Here is a 20,136-nt window from a genome sequence, read left to right as displayed (position 1 = left end):
ATATTGAGCAACATGAATGGAAAAATAAATGGCAGTACATCTGTCGTTTAATTTCATCCGTACTCTAAAAATTAAACCCGTGGGCTGGTGTCTGGCTCCCCGTAGTTTGTGAATTTCTTTGCTGCTTTAAACCCGTGAACACCCGGTTTTTCTATAGAGTCTATCACAACCATCGTCATATTTCTACAATCAATAGACATATAGAAAAGAAGCCACATTCCATTACCATGGAGTTTGGCTTCTGAATTAAGTTAAAGCGAGGTTCGCTTTGAATGGTATACGTCTTTTATAAGCTCAGTTTAACTACTTCCGCCTTTGCGACCGATTTCGCGATAAAATTCCTTGCTATGGTTTTCGGAAGTCGCTTCGCCGCCCTTACGTCCGATTTCCTTGTAGAAATCTGCATCATGAGCGTCCGAAGTCGCTTCGCCACCTTTTTTACCAATCGTCTGGTAGAAGCTCCGATCATGGTTTCTTGATGTAGCTTTCCCGCCTAACCTTCCGGCTTCTTCTCTGCTCATCTTGCGTTCTGATGTCTGCCCTTGTGCCATTACAAATCACTCCTTACCATGATAAGTTGTTTTTTGCATCGTGTATGCTGAATTACCACAGTTTTTCCAGCATGAAACAACTTAAATGGAAACGGTTGGATAATAGGAATGAGTTAAATCTCAAGCAGAACGTTTGAAAACACCATGTCGATGAATTGAAATCCGGGAGATGTCCGGCTCAATGAGTACTTTAAAGGTATGCCGTACAAGCGGGTGAGCCAGAGTAACCGAGAAGAGCACAGCAATACCAAGGATAACCGGGATGAAGAGTGCACTACCCATATAACTGTAGATCCCTGACCAGATCGCAAGCCGTACAAGAAATCCGTGTAAAAGGAAGACGTACAAAGTACGACGCCCCAGGTCTGTCAGTTTGGAGGTCAAGTTCGGAACCCAGGCAAGGAAAAGTGTAGCGGAGATGATCTCCAGCAGATACACGCCAAGCCGGAAAATCCCGGCATACCACTCCTGATGCCCCAGTTCTGCATAAGTTTTGCTTCCAAACAGCCATCCTTGCGGAATGTTTAAACCGCCATATGCAATATAGACCAGCAGAGCAACAGATAGGATTCCGGCTACTCTACGGCCCCAGCCTGGGAGCAGGCGCGCACGGATGGCTGCACCATAGTCATATCCAATTACGAAGAATGGAAGAAATACAAAGGTGCGGCTGCAACTGAGCCAAAAACCGTCGACAGGCAAGTAACCGGCAATGACTCCCAGTGCGATTGAAGCAATCAACCGATATACAGGTTTCCAAGAGATAGTGAGACGGACAAGTAACCTCCAGCAGAAATGGCTGGCAAGGAACCATAACAACAGGTACGGTGCAAAGAAGGATAAGCGCATATGGGGTGTATGAAACACGGTCGCATCCATCAATGCATATAACGTTTGGAACAGCAGATATTGTAGTGCAATCTGTTTCAGCACGTTGCGCCCCGAGGCACCCTGAATAGAAGGTTTGGCAAAATATCCGGTCACCCAAACGAACAGTGGCATATGAAACGTATAAATCCACAGAAACAATGCCTCTGCTCCGGCAAAGCGAGTAATGAGTGGTTCTAGTGCATTTCCCGCAAGTACGCACACAATTAACATAAAGCGAAGATTGTAAAAGAAAGATTCCTGATCATGTTGAATCAGTATCTGTTTTCTCATGATGTAGCCCCCTCGAAAACTTCATTAAAAGTTTATCTGCATTCGTTATATACATCTGTACTAAGGTTAATATGGATTCACTTTAATGATTGTGATTTAATTCACATTAGTAAACGTTATCTTTTCTCAAAGATGTGACAACAAAAAGAATGCTTCGGGATTGACAACGGTTGCATACGGGATGACAATGGTAGAAGAAGATGAGGTAGTCAATATTAAGGAGGAAGGCAATATGTCAACGAGTCCCTTTCAAAGCCCTGATATTATTACATTCGGGGAGAGTATGGGGTTGCTGACGGCCAGAGATACGAGAGGGCTTGAATATGCAGCTACACTGGACAAGACGTTCGGAGGTGCCGAAAGCAATCTGGCCATTGGCGTAGCACGCCTTGGACATACCAGCGGCTGGTTTGGACGGCTTGGCAACGATCCGATCGGAAACATGATTCTAAAAGCTATTCGCGGCGAAGGTGTGGATGTATCCCGGGCCAAATTAAGTGATCATGAACCTACAGGCCTGATGATTCGTGAGAACGCTTCCGGGAAAGCTTCGGTGCATTATTATAGGAAGTTATCCGCGGCCAGTGCGATGACACCGGATGATCTAGATCCGGAATATATTGCCGGGGCCAAGATTTTGCACGTCACAGGTATTACTGCAGCGATTAGCGAATCAGGTCTTTCCACGGTTGAAGCCGCCATACATATTGCCAAGCAGGCAGGGGTGAAAGTGAGCTTCGATCCGAATCTGCGCCTGAAGCTATGGTCAGCAGAGAAGGCACGCCCTGTATTACTACGTTTGGCTGAACAGGCTGACTACTTTTTACCAGGTTTGGATGAGATGAAGCTGTTATATAACGAAGAAAGCGATGATAAGGTGCTTGAACGCTTAGCTGCCATGGATGCCGTGTGCATTGTTAAGGGTGGGCCTGATTTGACCTACGTACTTGCGGATGGTACCCTAACGGAAGTTCCGTACTTTAAAGCAGATCAGGTTCTTGATACTGTCGGAGCTGGAGACGGATTCTGTGCAGGTTTTTTAGCGGGTCTGTTAAAAGGATACACTCCGCAGGAAGCGACCCGACTTGGTAATTTGAACGGATCAATGGTTATTCAGGCCGTCGGGGATTGGGAAGCACTCCCGACATGGGCACAGGTCGAGGCCAAGTTGAATAATGTTGCTCACGTCGAGCGTTAAGTCGCGTTAAAATCAGGATGACTCATCTTCGTTCTTTAAAAATGTAAAGTTTGTATACACAACCACCACATGAACAAGGGAGAGAATGAAATGAAGAAGCTTCAACTGTTGCAAAAGATGACGGACAATGGTGTGGTGGCGGTTCTGCGCGCAGATTCAGCTGACCAGGTCATTGCTATGGCCGAGCAGGCAATCGCGGGTGGGATCAAGGTTATCGAAATTACGATGACCGTTCCGGGTGCGCTCAAAGCGATCGAAAAATTAAGCCGTGTGTATCATTGGAATACGCAAGATCCGGAGAAATTCGCGATTATTGGCGCAGGAACTGTGCTTGAGGCGCAAACGGCAAGAGCTGCGATTATGTCAGGTGCCGAGTTTGTCGTAGGACCATCTCTTAACCCTGAGACCGTTCAGATGTGTAATTTGTATCGTGTGCCGATCTTGCCGGGTGTCATGACCATTGCTGACGTGCAGCGTGCACTGGAGCTTGGCGTGGATATTATCAAGCTGTTCCCTGGTAACCTGTATGATCCATCCATTATCAAAACGATGAAAGGTCCTATGCCACAGGCGAACTTCATGCCAACAGGCGGTGTGTCTTTGTCCAATCTTGGTGAGTGGATCAAAGGTGGAGCAGTAGCTGTCGGGATCGGCTCTGACCTGACGTCGGAAGCTGTGAAGACGGGAGATTTGAGTCATGTCCGCCGCAAAGCGGAACAATATATGGAAGCTTATCGCAAAGCCAAGGCTGAATAATGTTTCAAGATGGAAGGGAGCCTGCGACAAGTGGGCTCCCGCTTCCATAAGCCGCGGTAATTTGCGGAAGTGTAGAAAGGTGAATGATGTTGAGAAATCGTTATAATACGGGGCGCAAGAAGAGGGGCATTGGCAAGTTTCTGCTCGTACTTCTGGCGCTCATTGTTATTGGTTGCGGATATGTTGCATGGAAGTTGCTCACGCCTTATGGCCCACAGGAAGCAGCGCAGGCTGCGATGGAAACATCCGGCGGGGTTACCGTCAGTGAGCAGGAGAATTGGATCGATTTTAAGCCGGATAAACCTAAAGCAACTGGAAAAAGTATACTTTTCTATCCTGGCGGATTAGTTAAACCAGAAAGTTATGCTCCTCTTGCTCATGAGCTCGCTGTAGCTGGTCATCATACCATTATTGCTAAGATGCCGGTAAATTTGGCTGTAATCAAACCCGATCTGGCCGATGATATTTTGGCAGCATACCCTGAAGAGCAGTTCGTCATGGGTGGTCACTCGTTAGGTGGCTCCATGGCTGCACGATATGTAGTGGCACATCCAGATGCCCTTCACGGCATTTTTTTCCTGGCGTCCTATCCGGATGAAAAAGGAAGTGTGCAGAAGCTGGATATTCCGGCCTTATCCATTCTCGGCACGAATGATGAAGTTGTAAATATGACCAAGTATCAGGCTGGACGCATGTATTTGCCACCAGATACCGTGTATTACACCGTTGAAGGAGGGAACCACGCTCAGTTTGGTGACTATGGTCATCAGAAGGGTGACGGTGAGCCATCAATTAGTGAAGAGGATCAGTTGAAGCAGACGGTCAAAACGTTGTTATCTTGGTTAGATACTATCAAGTAGTCTATTTTTCAGCGGAGGTGAGGGTGAGTGGCTTTGCTACAGGTGCAGGGAGAGAAGATCCCCTGCAGGGCAATTCTGTTTGACAAAGATGGCACCTTGCTGGATTTTCTTCAATTATGGGGTCCTTGGGCTGAGAGTATGCTCGTGCAAATGCAAGCATGGATGCGAGAACGTGATGCCTCTTTTACCGTGGAACTCAAACATGTGCTGGGTACGGTTCACGATTCGGAAGGTCATCTCAGCGGCTACGATGTGCAAGGGCCGCTTGCCATTGCAACTGTAGATGAATGTAACGGCTGGTTGGCAGGTCAGCTCTATGCTACGGGTACGCCATGGAACGAAGCTATTACAACGATACGCCAGTTTTCAAGTATAGCGATGAAGTCTGTAAGAGAGCGGAAATCCGCTGAACCCATGCCTGGATTACTGGATTTACTACAACGTTGTAAGGAAGCAGGCATTCAGCTTGCAGTGGTGACTTCCGACAGTACATTAGCGGCTGAGACACATCTGGACTGGATGGGCATCCGTTCCTTTTTCAGTTCGATTGTAGGCTGTGACCGGGTAACGCGCGGCAAACCCGATGGTGAATCATTCCTGCTGGCTTGCCGGGAATTAGCGGTTGAGCCTCATGAGGCTGTAGTCATTGGAGACAGCAACGGTGATATGCAAATGGGCCGCCATGCAGGAGCAACATATACTTTGGGGTACTGTCTTCCATCGGACCAGAGTGCGCATTTGCATGATGCGGACGCCGTCATTCGTCATTATGATGAGTTAGGTATTGTGTTATAGATCCTGCGCTATGTTCGTATGTATAAGGAAATCAAAGGAGGAGAGAGGATGAACGCAACAGAGCAACTGGCTGCCTGGATTCAGGAAAGCTCACGCATTGTTTTTTTCGGAGGAGCCGGAACTTCAACGGAAAGCGGGATTCCCGACTTTCGCTCGGCTGCGGGACTGTACCAGACGGAGCAGCACTCCCCTTATCCTCCAGAGGAACTGTTAAGCCGACATTTTTTTGATCAGCACGCTGATATTTTTTATGACTTTTACCGGGGGAAAATGCTTCATCCCGATGCGGAACCGAATGGTTGTCATCGTTTACTTGCCAGGCTGGAGCAGAAAGGTAAACTTCACGCTGTCATTACGCAAAACATCGATGGTTTGCATCAAAAGGCAGGCAGCAGTCATGTGCTGGAGCTTCATGGTTCGGTTCATCGCAATGCTTGCATGGATTGCAAGCAGTTCTATTCGCTGCATGACATTATGCATTCGAAAGAGGTTGTACCTCGTTGCTCGTCATGCGGAGGTGTGGTCAAGCCAGATGTAGTTTTGTACGAAGAAGAACTGGATCAGGCAACGTTGTATCATGCCATCGACGCCCTGTCTTCAGCAGATTTATTGCTTGTAGGTGGGACTTCGTTGACGGTATATCCAGCAGCTCAATTAATTACGTATTTTCAGGGAAAACACACCGTTCTGCTCAATGCCACACCAACCGCTTACGATCACCGGGCAGACTTGTTGATTACAGAGCCGATTGGCGAGGTAATGAAGGGTGTAGACCAGCTTATTGGTTAACTTAAGGTTGTTAGTGAATCAGCTTATTGGGTAACCAAGGTTGTGAAGTAACTTCTGCCTTATAAAAATGGACTGAATTACTGCATCCTCCGGCTAAGGCTTGGATACAGGATGCGCGAACCTGTGGAAAGAAGGGATTCATGATGGTCTATGTAGCTGCTGAAACACGCTATGAAACGATGAAATATAACCGCGTGGGACGTTCCGGCCTCAAGCTGCCAGCGATTTCACTTGGACTGTGGCATAATTTTGGTGGAATTAACAGTCTGGAGAATGGACGCAACATGATTACACGTGCATTTGATCTCGGCATTACACATTTTGATCTGGCTAACAATTATGGCCCACCTGCAGGTTCAGCAGAGCAACTGTTTGGTCAGGTGCTGGCTCAGGATCTGAAACCGTACCGGGATGAACTGATTATCTCCACCAAAGCCGGATATTATATGTGGCCAGGACCTTATGGTGAGTGGGGTTCTCGCAAATACTTGATATCCAGTCTGAATCAGAGCCTTACACGAATGGGACTGGATTATGTGGATATATTTTATTCACACCGTTATGATCCAGATACGCCGCTGGAAGAAACAATGATGGCACTTGATCATATGGTTCGTTCCGGCAAGGCACTTTATGTTGGTATCTCCAATTATCCTGCAGAGCAAACGAGACAGGCGGCAGAGATCTTGAAAAGCTTAGGTACGCCATTGCTGATTCATCAACCAAGGTATTCCATGCTGGATCGCTGGATTGAAGATGGACTTCAGGATGTGCTGGACGAATACGGAGCAGGCAGTATTGCATTCTGTCCATTGGAGCAAGGTGTGCTTACGAACAAATATTTGAATGGCATTCCAGAAGATTCCCGTGCCAAAGGTCCTTCTGTATTTTTGAATGAAAATAATATCTCTCCCGAAACACTTCGTAAGGTACGTGCTCTGAATCAGATTGCGGCATCCCGTGGTCAGAGTCTTGCCCAGTTTGCACTGGCATGGGTACTGCGCAATGGAAGAGTCACGTCTGCGCTAATTGGCGCAAGCCGTCCGTCTCAGATTGAAGAGAATGTAGCTGCGCTTAGTCAGCTGGAGTTTTCCACGGAGGAACTGGAGCGGATTGAATCCATTTTGCGACCAGAGTCTACGAATAAAAACAAAGATTAGAACCTGTCCCATATTAGGGTAGTGTTCAGAAATAAATCATACACAAAAAGTGCATCTTAGCCATAAAGGTAAGATGCACTTTTTTTATTTTGAGCGTAGCGGACGCGCAAGCAGTTTCTCCCGATAGAGAGTGGGGGCTTCGCCGTGGAAACGTTTGAATTGACGGGAAAAATACAGAGCATCAGGCATACCAACAGATGCAGATACCTGTTCAATGGACAAGTCTGGACGTTCCCGAAGCAATTGACGTGACTTGTCGATCCGCAGTTTCAACAAATAGGTCACAGGGGTGAGCCCGGTTTCCTGCTTGAAAATACGCGAGAGATATGCACGATTATATCCGAGACTCTCCGACATTTGTTCAATGGATACGGGGTAAGCGTACTGCGTGGACATATATTGAATCATCTGTTTTACCGTCCGCCGGATGGAGGATTCTCCTGATGTTAATGTCTGTCCCTCGGTGAGATGGGTCTGGGCCTCGGCTAAAATCATGTACAGTGTACCGAGTGATGTATAATGTGCGCTTTCTTTTCGCTCGGCAAAAGCGTCCTGCATGACCGACAACCAGTTGGATATGTCACAGGCTGTACCGGCATGAAAAACCGATTTCTCGGGCCTAAACCCGGCCTGTTCGACGTGCCCGGCAGCTTCACTGCCTGTAAAGGCAATCCAGCGGTATTGCCACGGCTTGCGGTTATGGGACTGGTAGCTTACCAGTTGTCCCGGATGGATCAAAAAACAATCACCTGCGGCGAGATCGTAGGTGTGAAGCTCCGTACGGAACGTACCGGCTCCTTTTTCTACATAATGCAAAAGATAATAATCATATAGCTTCGGTCCAAGTGCATGTCCAGGGAGAGTCTGGCTTGCACCAGCAAACAGGACATGAAGTGCCCCTCGGTTATCATAGGTGGGATTGGAGGCAACCGAATAACTAAGTGCTCCGCTTTTGCTTACGGCTGTTTCCTGTGAGGGCCTGGAGCTGGACGAACTGGATGAACCTGTTGTGTTATGGGATGTTTCTGCCGGATTTGTTTTGGAATCTTTCATGTGGAATCCTTCTTTCCGTTGATTAGAGCTTCAGTCGTTAGATTCATTATATGATTAAAGGTCACATTTATCCATATGAATCACACATGGTTTCATTTTAAGAGAGGTCACTTCCTTGTATAATAACATTAAGAAAACCACAACAAAGAGGCGAGGTGCATCAGCTTTGAATGTAACTGATTTGCAACAAAAGTTTATTGAGAGGTACGGAGAAAGTGGAGCGGACATCCGTGTATTCCATGCCCCTGGGCGTGTGAATCTGATTGGTGAACATATCGACTACAACGGTGGTTATGTGCTCCCGGCCGCGCTTGAGTTTGGCACAACCTTGCTCATTCGTGAACGTACGGATAACGCATTACAGCTGGCTTCTACCAATATGGCTTACGAGGGGACTCTGGACAGAGCCTCCATTGGTCAGGAGAAAACGGGGGAGTGGACGGACTACCCGGTAGGCGTCATGGTACAGCTGCAAGGCAAAGGTGTGCAAGTGACGAGAGGGTATGATTTCCTCTACCACGGTGAAATACCAAATGGCGCAGGACTTTCCTCATCAGCATCTCTGGAGGTTCTCACCGGGTATGCGATTCAATCCATGGAAGGAGTACTCGACATTGACACCGTGGAGCTTGCGCTTTTGTCCCAGAAATCAGAGAATGAGTTTGTTGGTGTCAACTGCGGCATCATGGATCAGTTTGCTGTAGCCAACGGGGCGAAGGATCATACGATTCTCCTGATGTGTGATACGCTGGAGTACGAGAAGGTTCCTTTCCGTACAGGTGCTTACAAACTGATTATCGGTAACACAAACAAACGCCGTGGTTTGGTTGATTCGGCTTACAATGAGCGGCGCTCTCAATGCGAGCAGGCACTTGCCATTTTGAAGGAACAGCTGCCTGCACTGAATTACCTGGCTCAATTAAAGCCAGAGCAGTTTGACACCTTACAGGATCAGCTCAAGGATGAGAAAGTCAGACAGCGTGCCCAGCACGTTGTAGAAGAAAATGCACGAGTACTTGCATCCGTAGAAGCGCTGCAGAACAATGACTTGCAGACGTTTGGACAGTTGATGAATGCTTCACATGAATCGTTGCGTGATTTGTATGAAGTTAGCTGCAACGAGCTGGATGTCATGGTTGAGGAAGCGCAGCGAATTCCAGGAACACTGGGTGCACGTATGACGGGTGCAGGTTTTGGTGGATGTACGGTGTCTCTGGTACATGAGAATGATGTGGAACGTTTTGTGAGTGAAGTGGGTGCAGCATATGAAGCACGCACCGGTCTCAAAGGTGATTTCTATGTATGTGGTGTAGGCGAAGGTGTTAACGAACTCAAGGAGGCGAAGTAAAATGGCAATTTTGGTGACAGGTGGAGCAGGATATATTGGATCTCATACGGTGGCAGCATTGCTCGAACGTGGCGAAGAAGTCGTTGTACTGGATAACTTGCAAACAGGACATCGCGAGGCATTGCTTGGCGGTAAGTTGTATGAAGGTGATTTGCGTGACAAGGAAATCCTGACGAAACTGTTCGCGGAAAATTCAATTGATGCTGTCATTCACTTTGCGGCGAACTCGCTTGTCGGCGAAAGCATGAAAGAACCGGCTAAATACTACGATAATAACGTATTCGGCACACTTTGCCTGCTTGAAGCAATGAATGCAGCGAATGTACGTCGCATCGTCTTCTCATCTACAGCAGCAACTTATGGTGAGCCTGAGAAAGTGCCGATCGAAGAGAGCGACCGTACGGAGCCTACGAATGTATATGGTGAAACCAAATTGATGATGGAGCGCATGATGTCCTGGTTCGACAAAGTGCAGGATATCAAATACGTTTCCCTGCGCTACTTCAATGCAGCCGGTGCACACGAAAGTGGCAAAATCGGTGAAGATCACCAGCCGGAAAGTCACTTGATTCCGCTTGTATTGCAAACGGCACTGAAACAACGTTCGCATATCGCTGTATTCGGAGATGACTATGCAACAGAGGATGGCACATGTGTCCGCGACTATATCCACGTTAGTGATCTGGCTGATGCGCATCTGCGTGCAGTGGATTACTTGCGCAAAGGGGAGAACAGCAACGTGTTCAACCTGGGTAACGGCACTGGATTCTCGGTAAAACAAGTGATCGAAACCGCTAAAAAAGTAACAGGCCTGGATATTCCGGTTGTTCAGGAACCACGTCGTGCAGGTGACCCGGCTGTGCTGGTGGCATCTTCTGCGAAAGCAAGATCCGTTCTGGGTTGGAACCCAAAATGGACAAATCTCGAAGATGTCATTCAAAGCGCATGGAACTGGCATCAATCACGCCCGGAAGGCTACGGAAAAAACTAGGAGGCGAACATCTTATGTCACAGACTCAACCTGGAGCAGAGGCCACAGAGCGTACACCCGAGCAGCAGGAAGCACTGCATGCCATTGAGCGTCTGGTCGAATTTGCCTTACAGAAAAAATTGATCGAGGAAGCGGACTATGATTACAGTCGCAACCTGCTGATGGAACAGTTCGGATTCTCGGAGCCTTACGCCGGTGAATTGCATGCTACAGTTCCTGATAGTCCGCAGACCATGTTGGACACTCTCATTGACTATGGATATACAATTGGACTCATTCCTGAAAATAGCGATACCTTCCGTGACCTGTTGGATGCGAAAATTATGGGTCATCTGATGGCGCGCCCATCGGAAGTTGTGCGTGCTTTCCGCCATACGGAGCAAACGGAAGGCATCGAGGCGGCAACATCGCAATTTTATGACTTATCCATTAACTCGAACTACATCCGAATGGATCGCGTATCCAAGAACGTCTATTGGACGCAGGATACCGCTTATGGCGAGATGGAGATAACGATCAACCTTTCGAAGCCGGAGAAGAGTCCAAAGGAAATCGCTATGGCGAAATTGCTTCCACCTCCGGTATATCCGAAATGTCAGCTGTGTCGTGAAAATGTAGGTTATGCTGGTCGGGTGAATCACCCGGCTCGCCAGAATCTGCGTGTCATTCCGCTACAGCTTAACAATGAGCCGTGGTTGTTCCAATACTCGCCGTACGTGTACTACAACGAGCACTGCATTATTTTCCATCATGATCATGTGCCGATGAAACTGACGAAGGATACCTTGCGCAGACTGCTTGCCTTTGTTCAGGAATATCCGCATTACTTTATCGGATCTAACGCTGATCTTCCGATCGTGGGCGGTTCCATTCTGACTCATGACCATTTCCAAGGTGGACGTCATACGTTTGCCATTCAAAACGCACAGCCAGAGGCGGTCTTCCGTCATGCAGATGCACCAGGGTTGACACTTAGTCTTGTCAAATGGCCGATGTCCGTGATGCGTTTGCATTCCCATGATCCTGCAGAATTGCTAGAAGCGGGTAACGCGGTCTATGAAGCGTGGAAGGTGTATAGTGATTCGACAGTGGAGATCGAAGCGTTCAGCGAAGTAGACGGAGAGAAAGTACCTCACAATACGGTAACTCCGATTGTTCGCCGTAGTGCGGATGGCGGTTTTGAGATGGATCTCGTGTTGCGTAACAACCGTACAAATGACGAGCATCCGGAAGGAATTTTCCATCCACACCGTGAAATGCACCATTTGAAAAAAGAGAACATCGGCTTGATCGAAGTCATGGGACTGGCTATTTTGCCGGGACGCCTGAAGCAAGAGCTGGATGGCATTGCCGACATCTTGGCGGGTAATACACAGCTTGCAGAAGCTGCCCAGGCAGCGGATCACGAGCTGAACAAACATGTACCGTGGACAGAACAGTTGAAGCAGGGGCATGGCTCCAGCTTGACGAAGGAAGAAGCGGTTACACTTGTACAACAGCAGGTAGGTTTGAAATTCTCCGAAATTCTGGAGCATGCAGGTGTGTACAAACATGATGAAGCTGGACGTCAAGCATTCCGTCGCTTCGTAAGTAGCATGGGCTATACCGAGTAGGAAGACCATTTGGCATCCGTTCAATTGTGAACGGGTGCTTTTTGGCATGGTTCGAGATGTATAATAGAGTAAGGAACGAAAGAAGAACAGTTAGAATGACCCACACTACATAAGGAAAAGGGGACGATTTATTTGGAAAAGCAGCCGCTTGATCTTCCATTTATCTCAGATGCCAAGGAACTTAAAAGCATGGTTGGAGAATCCAGCGAACGTGTGCGCAATAAAGTAATCCCGTTTGTGGATTCGCATGTTCAAAATTTTATCACGAAGTCACCCTTGTTCTTCTTGTCCACTTCGGATCAGGATGGAAAATGTGATGTATCACCGCGTGGGGATGAACCCGGCTTTGTTCGTGTATTTGATTCGTATAGACTGGTGTACCCGGAACGCCCAGGAAATCGTCGAATCGATTCCTTGTTGAACATTCTGTCAGATCCAGGAGTAGGAATGTTGTTTGTGATTCCGGGTTTGAATGAAGTGCTGCGTATCAATGGAACAGCTCGGATTACAAAGGATGAAGAATTTATCAAAAGCATGAACTGGGAAGGTAAAACGATTGGAGCAGCCGTCATTGTTGAAGTCGAGGAATGTTTCATTCATTGTCCGCGTGCTTTTCATCAGGCAGGATTATGGGACGCTGCAACATGGGCAAAATCCGAAGAATTGCCATCCGTAAACGAGCTTCTTCAGGCACATTTGAAGATTAACGGCTTGAACTAAAGTGAGCGGCTATCGATTTGTTTTTCTATAAAAGGGGTACTATAATTGAGGTTGCACTAAAAACTAAACTCCATTGGAGGCGATTATAGATCATGAGATCTTTTCAATTTTATAACCCGACTCGTCTAATCTTCGGTAAAGGCCAGCTCGAAGCGCTGAAAACCGAGGTGCCGAAATACGGCAAACGGGTTCTGCTTGTATATGGTGGTGGAAGCATTAAACGTAGCGGACTGTATGATCAAGTGCTTGGTTTGCTTAAGGAAATCGGAGCAGAAGTAACGGAGCTCGCAGGTGTGGAGCCGAATCCGCGTCTGTCCACTGTACATAAAGGCGTGGACTTGTGTAAGACGAACGGTATTGAGCTCATTCTGGCTGTTGGTGGCGGTAGTGTGCTTGATTGCGCCAAAGCGATTGCCGTTGGGGCGAAATATGATGGAGATATGTGGGACTTTGCACAGCGTAAAGCTGTTGCACAAGACGCTCTTCCACTCGGTACAGTGCTTACCATGGCGGCTACTGGTTCAGAGATGAACTCCGGTTCCGTAATCACAAACCAGGAGACACAAGAGAAACTGGGCTGGGGCAGTGCGCATTCTTTCCCTGCATTCTCCATTCTTGATCCCGTAAACACATACACGGTACCTAAGGACCAAACGGTATACGGTATGGTGGACATGATGTCTCACGTATTGGAGCATTATTTCCATCTGGATCCGAACACACCTGTTCAACTCGGCTTCTGCGAGACGATTCTGCGTACAGTAATGGAAGCAGCTCCTCGTTTGGTGGATGACCTGGAGAACTATGAACTTCGTGAGACGATTCTGTATTGCGGAACAATGGCACTTAATGGCGTGCTGAACATGGGACTTGCAGGAGACTGGGCAACACACAATATTGAACATGCGGTATCTGCGGTCTACGACATCCCGCATGGTGGTGGACTTGCAATTCTGTTCCCGCACTGGATGAGACATAACCTTGATGTGAAGGTAGATCGTTTCAAACGTCTTGCGATCAACGTGTTTGACGTGAACCCTGAAGGTAAATCCGACAAACAGATTGCCGAGGAAGGCATTGATGCACTCAGCAAGTTCTGGACATCCATTGGTGCACCAAACCGTCTGGCCGACTATGATATTGATGACAGTCAGATTGAGGTTATGGCGGATAAAGCGATGCTGTTCGGGCCGTTCGGTAACTTTAAAAAGCTGCAACGTGAAGATGTGGTATCCATCTACAAAGCTTCGCTGTAAGTGAATTAAGAAGCTTGATGTGTAAGCTTAATATCTATTGGACTACTGATATAAACGCAAGTCTCCTGCTGGAGGCTTGCGTTTTTTAGTGTCTGGATTACTGTGAATCACTTCTATGATTCCACACCGTGAATTGGCATGGAAGAGAGAAATGGAGCATTCCTGAATAATATGATGCTAATACCCATTAGCGGCTTCTCAATACAACTCAGGAAAGATTTTGAAACATTTTGCCTAGATGTACGTATTTATTTACATGTGGAATGCACAGTTGGGAGAAATTGCAGCGGAGAGGAGGAAGAGGGGATGGAAGCAATCTATTGGGGGTGTCTCATCGGAGGTGCCGTTTTTGCCATCGTGAGTCTGGTGCTAGGTGACTTGATTGACGGTTTGCTGGATGGTGCTTTCGAAATGCCTGGTGTTGATTTTTTTAAACCTGTTGTACTGGCGGGATCCATCACTGCTTTTGGTGGAGCAGGCATACTACTGACGCGGTACAGCTCTCTTAGTGTGATGTCGAATCTGATCTTATCCCTGCTGATCGGTATTGCTGCAGCCATGCTGGTATTTTTCGCATATATCAAGCCGATGCGTAACAGTGACGTTTCAATTGCTTTCTCCATGAAGGAGTTAGCGGGCAAAATTGGTGAAATCACGATTCCGATACCGGCAAACGGATTTGGTGAAGTCATGATTCGTTTTGCATCTGGTAACACCATTCAGACAGCGACCAGCTTCGAACAGCTACCCATTGCGGCGGGGGCACGAGTGGTTGTCATTGATGTGGTGGACGGAGTATTGCGCGTATCCGAGTGGGAAGAAGATGTACTTAAGGATGTCTAGGTCAGTGAAATTTCCTAATAATGCGGGGAACTGACGATAGCAAAAAAATGAATTTTCATACTTACGAGATAAGGGGAGAGATGTGAATGGGTAATCTGGATTGGGATGTATTGTTGATTCCTGTTGTGGTTGTTGGTGTAATTTTGATTCTGGGTTTAGCTTTCTGGGCGAGATACAAAACGGTCGGTCCCGACGAAGCGATGATTGTAACCGGTTCATTCCTGGGTAGCAAAAATATTTCGGAAGATGAGTCAGGACGTAAAATCAAAATCGTGCGCGGCGGCGGTGCGTTCATCCTGCCTGTGTTCCAGCAGTCTGAATTTATTTCGTTACTGTCACACAAGCTCGATGTATCCACGCCTGAGGTCTACACAGAGCAGGGTGTTCCTGTTATTGCTGACGGGGTGGCGATCATCAAGGTCGGAAGCGCTGTAGAAGACGTTGCAACGGCTGCTGAGCAATTTATCGGCAAACCTGTTGACGCGCTGAGGGGAGAAGCCCAGGAAGTGCTGGAGGGGCATCTACGGGCCATTCTCGGTACGATGACGGTGGAAGAGGTATATCGGAACAGAGATCGTTTTGCTCAAGAGGTTCAAGGCGTGGCCGCACGGGATCTGAAAAAGATGGGTCTGCAGATCGTTTCCTTTACCATTAAGGATGTCCGTGATAAACAAGGGTACTTGGATGCACTCGGTAAACCAAGAATCGCAGCCGTGAAACGTGATGCTGAAATTGCCGAAGCGGAAGCGATGCGGGATGCACGGATTCAGAAGGCAAATGCCGAAGAACAAGGGCAGAAGGCCGAGTTGCTGCGTGATACCAACATTGCTGAGGCAGCCAAAGAGAAAGAATTGAAGGTCGCGGCCTTTAAACGTGATCAGGATACAGCCAAGGCGGAAGCGGATCAGGCGTATCATATCCATGAAGCACGCGCAAGACAAACGGTTGTAGAAGAGCAGATGAAAGTAGAACTCGTACGTAAAGAACGTGAGATTGACCTACAGGAAAAAGAGATTACGGTGCGTGAGAAACAATACGATGCGGAAGTGAAGAAAAAAGCGGAAGCGGATCGTTATGCTGTTGAGCAGGCTGCGGAAGCGGATAAAGCAAAACGGATGCGTGAAGCTGATGCAGTGCAGTATTCCATCGAAACACAAGCGAAAGCAACAGCCGAGCAGAAACGACTTGAAGGTCAGGCCATTGCGGATGCAGAGCGTGCAAAAGGTACAGCCGATGCAGAAGTTATTCGTCTTCGCGGTCTTGCCGAAGCGGAAGCCAAAGAAAAATTGGCTGAGGCGTTCCAGAAGTTTGGCGAAGCTGCGGTACTCGATATCATTGTCAAAATGTTGCCTGAACTGGCTGGTAAAATCGCTGAGCCAATCTCCTCGATTGACAAGTTGACGGTAGTAGATACAGGTAAGGGCGAGGGTGCTGCACGTGTCAGCAACTACGTCACGGAACTGATGGCTACTGCACCTGAGATGTTGAAAAGTGTGTCAGGCATCGACGTGGAACAACTGATCAAAGGATTGACCAAATCGAAAACAGCTACACCAGTGGCTGTGCAATCGAGTGAATCAGTAAAACAGACGTCACCTATTATCGAGAGCATTGTAGAGCGTAGCGATAGTAAAGAGTAAGAAATGGCAGCTTAATTACATGGCTGGTCTATTGACCTTATGGCGAATTTTTGTTACTTTTTAAGCGAGACGTCCGGCGCGGTTTGCCCGCTCCGGATGTTTTTTTTGATTTGGTTTGAAGATGTGTCAGGCACATCCAAGATGGTGTGAAAAAAAGAGGTGCAAAAATGAGCAGCCTGCATGTAGATAAAGCACTAAATAATAATGTAATTATTGCACAGCATCCTGAACACGGCGAAGTTGTGGTCATCGGCAAGGGCATCGGCTTTAACCGGAAGCCGAGTGATGACATCCCACTGACGGCTGTGGAGAAGATGTTTATTTTGAAAAACCAGCAGGAGCAGGAGCAGTACAAGCAACTTCTTCCGCAGGTGGATGAGGCTTTAATTGAGATTATTAACGAAGTCATCACGTATATCGCAGAGCGTACGGACGTTCCGCTTAATGAACATATTCATATTGCGTTAACAGATCATATTTCTTTTGCCCTTAAACGCAAGGAGCAGGGAATAATCATCCAAAATCCTTTTTTATATGAGACAAGAGAGATCTATCCAGATGAGTATCGGATGGGGGAATATGCCGTTCGTTTAATTAAGGAAAAGATGGGCGTGGATCTCGGCCAAGATGAGATTGGTTTTGTGGCTCTGCATATCTATAGCGCGATGACGAACCAGAACATATCCCAAGTACGAGAGCATTCTCAATTAATTACGGATCTGGTAAACCTGGTTGCAGACCAACTCGACTATTCATTTGAAACGCAGTCTTTGGATTATTCCCGTCTGTTAACTCACCTTCGGTTTGCCCTGGAACGTGTACGCCGTGGAGATAAGGTGGAGGAACTGCATAAGCTGGATTCCTTGCTCAAATTAGAATACCCCGAAATGTACTCGCTTGCATGGAAACTCACGAAGGTGATGGAGAAACGACTAAAATTGCCTGTGTATCCGGCAGAAGTTGGGTATCTAACGATACATTTACAGCGACTGAATCAACGGAAAGAAGAAGAGAATAAGTGAAATCATGTCAGAAATTTTAGCGAAATCACGTTTTTTCCTGTAAAGGCTTGCAATGCGTTCGAAGTGGTGCTACAATGGTGACCGTAATCAAGCAACTGAATAAACATAAGCGACGTGTTACTGACTCGATCAGGCATGAGTTAATTAGAGTGTGATTGTTCTACCTTATTAAGGGTATGCTATACCCCAAGGTAGGCGCAGTTCACTTTTATTAGTTCATGCCTTTTTTGTGTTCCATTGCTTGCATCACGACATACAGACTTAGACGAAAGGAAGAATACGACGCGATGTTTAAAAAGCTTTTTGGTGTATTGCAAAGAGTAGGTAAAGCTCTCATGTTGCCTGTAGCGATCTTGCCAGCCGCAGGTTTGCTACTCGGAATTGGTAACATGCTGGTGAATCCGGATTTCCTGCAATATGTGACTGCGCTCGATACTCCGTGGGTAAACTCGATTGCAACTATAATGATGAACGCAGGTCAGATCGTATTTGATAATCTGGCATTGCTGTTTGCTGTCGGGGTAGCTGTTGGACTCGCTGGCGGTGAAGGTGTAGCAGGGCTTGCAGCCATCATCGGTTACCTGGTGATGAATGTAACTCTGGGTTCTGCAGTAGGTGTTACGCCTGCCATGATCGGCAAAGTACCTGGTTATGCAAGTATCTTGGGTATTCCTACACTAAGCACAGGGGTTTTTGGAGGTATCATTATTGGTATCGCTGCAGCGCTGTGTTACAATCGGTTCTTCAAAATTGAACTGCCGTCTTACCTTGGATTCTTTGCGGGTAAACGATTTGTTCCTATTGTCACTTCAGTAGTTTCCCTGTTGTTAGGGTTACTGCTCGTGGTCATCTGGCCACCAATCCAGAACGGATTAAATGCCATTTCTCACTTCATGGTAGATACCAGCCCGACTTTGTCGGCCTTTATCTTCGGTGTTGTAGAACGGTCACTGATTCCGTTTGGTCTGCATCACATTTTCTACTCCCCATTCTGGTTTGAGTTCGGTGAATATGTGAACAAAGCCGGCGATGTTATTCGCGGGGACCAAAAGATTTTCTTCAGCCAGTTGCGCGATGGCGTTGAATTGACTGCGGGAACGTTCCAAGTTGGTAAATTCCCGTTCATGATGTTCGGTTTGCCGGCAGCGGCACTTGCGATGTACCATGAAGCAAGACCTGAGCATAAAAAATATGTTGCAGGGATCATGGGTTCAGCTGCGCTGACATCATTCCTGACAGGGATCACAGAACCACTCGAGTTCTCATTCCTGTTCGTAGCACCGATTTTGTTTGCAGTACACTGTATCTTTGCAGGTTTGTCTTTCATGACGATGCAATTGCTCGATGTCAAGATCGGGATGACCTTCTCAGGCGGTTTCATTGACTTCCTGATCTTTGGTATCATTCCAAACCGCACACCATGGTGGGATGTTATTATCGTCGGTTTGATCCTTGCCGTGATCTATTACTTCGGATTCCGATTGATCATTCGCAAGTTCAATCTCAAAACACCTGGACGTGAAGAGGCATCTGCGGAAACTGCATCCGGCGGTTCTTCAGGCTCCACAGACGATCTGCCTCACAATATCCTCGAAGCCTTTGGCGGGAAGGAAAACATTAAACATCTGGATGCATGTATTACTCGTTTGCGGATTGAAGTGAATGAGAAATCCAATGTACAAAAAGATCGTTTGAAACAATTGGGTGCATCTGGTGTGCTTGAAGTGGGTAATAATGTTCAAGCCATCTTCGGAACACGTTCCGATACGATCAAGTCCCAGATGCAAGATATCATTGCAGGGCGTACACCTGCACCAACTCCAGTTGCTGAAGTTAAACCAACTCCTGAAGAGGAGAAAGCACAAGGAGAACAAGGTGAACGCATTGTCACAGAGGATATCGTGATGCCAGTCAATGGTGAGCTGATGGATATTACCAATGTACCTGATCCAGTCTTTGCTGAGAAAATGACAGGTGACGGGTTCGCCATTTTGCCACATGACGGAACGATTACATCCCCTGTGTATGGTAAAGTATTTAATGTATTTCCAAGCAAACATGCCGTGGGCATCATGTCCGACGGCGGTAAGGAAGTGCTTGTACACATAGGTGTTAATACGGTGAAACTGAAAGGCCAAGGTTTCAACGTACTGGTTCAGGAAGGTGACCTGGTATCCGCAGGACAACCGATTATGGAAGTGGATCTGGAGTATGTCAAAGCGAACGCTCCTTCGATCATTTCTCCGGTGATATTCACCAACCTGCCAGAAGGTTCTACCGTCACTTTGAAGAAGAGTGGCGTGCTCAAAGTTGGCGATCAGCCGATCATTGAGATAAAATAAGAACTGTTCCAACGATGGCAAGCAAGTGTAAATATATG

At 47.2% G+C, this 20,136-nt stretch carries 17 protein-coding genes and 1 pseudogene; 15 read left to right on the top strand and 3 right to left on the bottom strand.

The genetic code is table 11. The annotated features are described in order from the left end of the window. Nucleotides 1-302 precede the first annotated feature (302 nt). Nucleotides 303-551: pseudogene (locus BLQ13_RS02255) on the bottom strand (KGG domain-containing protein); the annotation flags it as partial. A 120-nt stretch (nucleotides 552-671) separates the two neighbouring features. Beyond that, the gene (locus BLQ13_RS02250) at nucleotides 672-1,712 is read right to left on the bottom strand and encodes an acyltransferase family protein (protein WP_090915512.1); all 1,041 of its coding nucleotides are present in this window, start codon (nucleotides 1,710-1,712) and stop codon (nucleotides 672-674) included. 232 nt (nucleotides 1,713-1,944) lie between these two features. Between BLQ13_RS02250 and BLQ13_RS02245 the strand changes: the two genes are divergently transcribed. The 6 genes from BLQ13_RS02245 to mgrA all read left to right on the top strand — a co-directional run bounded on the left by BLQ13_RS02245 (nucleotide 1,945) and on the right by mgrA (nucleotide 7,270). Further along, on the top strand, nucleotides 1,945-2,910 hold the full coding sequence (locus BLQ13_RS02245; protein WP_090915510.1) for a sugar kinase: 966 nt from the start codon (nucleotides 1,945-1,947) through the stop codon (nucleotides 2,908-2,910). 90 nt (nucleotides 2,911-3,000) lie between these two features. Beyond that, nucleotides 3,001-3,666, top strand: a complete 666-nt coding sequence (locus BLQ13_RS02240) for a bifunctional 2-keto-4-hydroxyglutarate aldolase/2-keto-3-deoxy-6-phosphogluconate aldolase (RefSeq protein WP_090915508.1) — start codon at nucleotides 3,001-3,003, stop codon at nucleotides 3,664-3,666. Between the two features lie 83 nt (nucleotides 3,667-3,749). After that, nucleotides 3,750-4,526: an alpha/beta hydrolase gene (locus tag BLQ13_RS02235; RefSeq protein ID WP_244159183.1), complete on the top strand. Its 777-nt coding sequence runs from the start codon at nucleotides 3,750-3,752 to the stop codon at nucleotides 4,524-4,526. Between the two features lie 27 nt (nucleotides 4,527-4,553). Beyond that, a complete protein-coding gene (locus tag BLQ13_RS02230) occupies nucleotides 4,554-5,321 on the top strand; it encodes an HAD family hydrolase (RefSeq protein ID WP_090915506.1) in 768 nt (255 codons plus the stop codon). A 48-nt stretch (nucleotides 5,322-5,369) separates the two neighbouring features. Then, nucleotides 5,370-6,110 carry an NAD-dependent protein deacylase gene (locus tag BLQ13_RS02225; RefSeq protein ID WP_090915504.1) on the top strand — a complete coding sequence of 247 codons (741 nt, stop codon included), beginning with the start codon at nucleotides 5,370-5,372 and terminating at the stop codon, nucleotides 6,108-6,110. 143 nt (nucleotides 6,111-6,253) lie between these two features. Beyond that, a complete protein-coding gene (mgrA, locus tag BLQ13_RS02220) occupies nucleotides 6,254-7,270 on the top strand; it encodes an L-glyceraldehyde 3-phosphate reductase (protein ID WP_090915502.1) in 1,017 nt (338 codons plus the stop codon). Nucleotides 7,271-7,354: 84 nt separating this feature from the next. Here mgrA and BLQ13_RS02215 read toward each other — a convergent pair whose 3' ends face one another. After that, on the bottom strand, nucleotides 7,355-8,323 hold the full coding sequence (locus BLQ13_RS02215; RefSeq protein WP_090915500.1) for an AraC family transcriptional regulator: 969 nt from the start codon (nucleotides 8,321-8,323) through the stop codon (nucleotides 7,355-7,357). Between the two features lie 166 nt (nucleotides 8,324-8,489). Here BLQ13_RS02215 and BLQ13_RS02210 point away from each other — a divergent pair, with 166 nt between their 5' ends. From BLQ13_RS02210 to ptsG, 9 genes are all read left to right on the top strand, one after another. Further along, nucleotides 8,490-9,671: a galactokinase gene (locus BLQ13_RS02210; RefSeq protein ID WP_090915715.1), complete on the top strand. Its 1,182-nt coding sequence runs from the start codon at nucleotides 8,490-8,492 to the stop codon at nucleotides 9,669-9,671. Nucleotide 9,672: 1 nt separating this feature from the next. Then, nucleotides 9,673-10,662, top strand: a complete 990-nt coding sequence (galE, locus tag BLQ13_RS02205; RefSeq protein WP_090915498.1) for a UDP-glucose 4-epimerase GalE — start codon at nucleotides 9,673-9,675, stop codon at nucleotides 10,660-10,662. 14 nt (nucleotides 10,663-10,676) lie between these two features. Further along, nucleotides 10,677-12,275 carry a UDP-glucose--hexose-1-phosphate uridylyltransferase gene (locus BLQ13_RS02200; RefSeq protein ID WP_090915496.1) on the top strand — a complete coding sequence of 533 codons (1,599 nt, stop codon included), beginning with the start codon at nucleotides 10,677-10,679 and terminating at the stop codon, nucleotides 12,273-12,275. Nucleotides 12,276-12,464: 189 nt separating this feature from the next. Next, nucleotides 12,465-12,995, top strand: coding sequence for an MSMEG_1061 family FMN-dependent PPOX-type flavoprotein (locus BLQ13_RS02195; protein WP_139168843.1), 531 nt, complete (start codon nucleotides 12,465-12,467; stop codon nucleotides 12,993-12,995). 92 nt (nucleotides 12,996-13,087) lie between these two features. Further along, nucleotides 13,088-14,251 carry an iron-containing alcohol dehydrogenase gene (locus BLQ13_RS02190; protein WP_090915492.1) on the top strand — a complete coding sequence of 388 codons (1,164 nt, stop codon included), beginning with the start codon at nucleotides 13,088-13,090 and terminating at the stop codon, nucleotides 14,249-14,251. A 306-nt stretch (nucleotides 14,252-14,557) separates the two neighbouring features. Then, nucleotides 14,558-15,094, top strand: a complete 537-nt coding sequence (locus BLQ13_RS02185) for an NfeD family membrane protein (protein ID WP_090915490.1) — start codon at nucleotides 14,558-14,560, stop codon at nucleotides 15,092-15,094. 86 nt (nucleotides 15,095-15,180) lie between these two features. Then, a complete protein-coding gene (locus BLQ13_RS02180; RefSeq protein ID WP_090915488.1) occupies nucleotides 15,181-16,734 on the top strand; it encodes a flotillin family protein in 1,554 nt (517 codons plus the stop codon). A gap of 167 nt (nucleotides 16,735-16,901) precedes the next feature. Next, nucleotides 16,902-17,756 (top strand): glucose PTS transporter transcription antiterminator GlcT, encoded by an 855-nt coding sequence (glcT, locus tag BLQ13_RS02175; RefSeq protein ID WP_090915486.1) that lies wholly within the window; start codon nucleotides 16,902-16,904, stop codon nucleotides 17,754-17,756. A 287-nt stretch (nucleotides 17,757-18,043) separates the two neighbouring features. Next, the gene (gene ptsG, locus BLQ13_RS02170) at nucleotides 18,044-20,098 is read left to right on the top strand and encodes a glucose-specific PTS transporter subunit IIBC (RefSeq protein WP_090915485.1); all 2,055 of its coding nucleotides are present in this window, start codon (nucleotides 18,044-18,046) and stop codon (nucleotides 20,096-20,098) included. The last annotated feature ends 38 nt before the right edge of the window (nucleotides 20,099-20,136 follow it).

The sequence above is a fragment of the Paenibacillus polysaccharolyticus genome, from assembly GCF_900102085.1.
Lineage (GTDB): Bacteria > Bacillota > Bacilli > Paenibacillales > Paenibacillaceae > Paenibacillus > Paenibacillus polysaccharolyticus.
The sequence above is the reverse complement of the archived record's forward strand: the minus strand, read 5'-3'. Positions and strand labels throughout refer to the sequence as shown.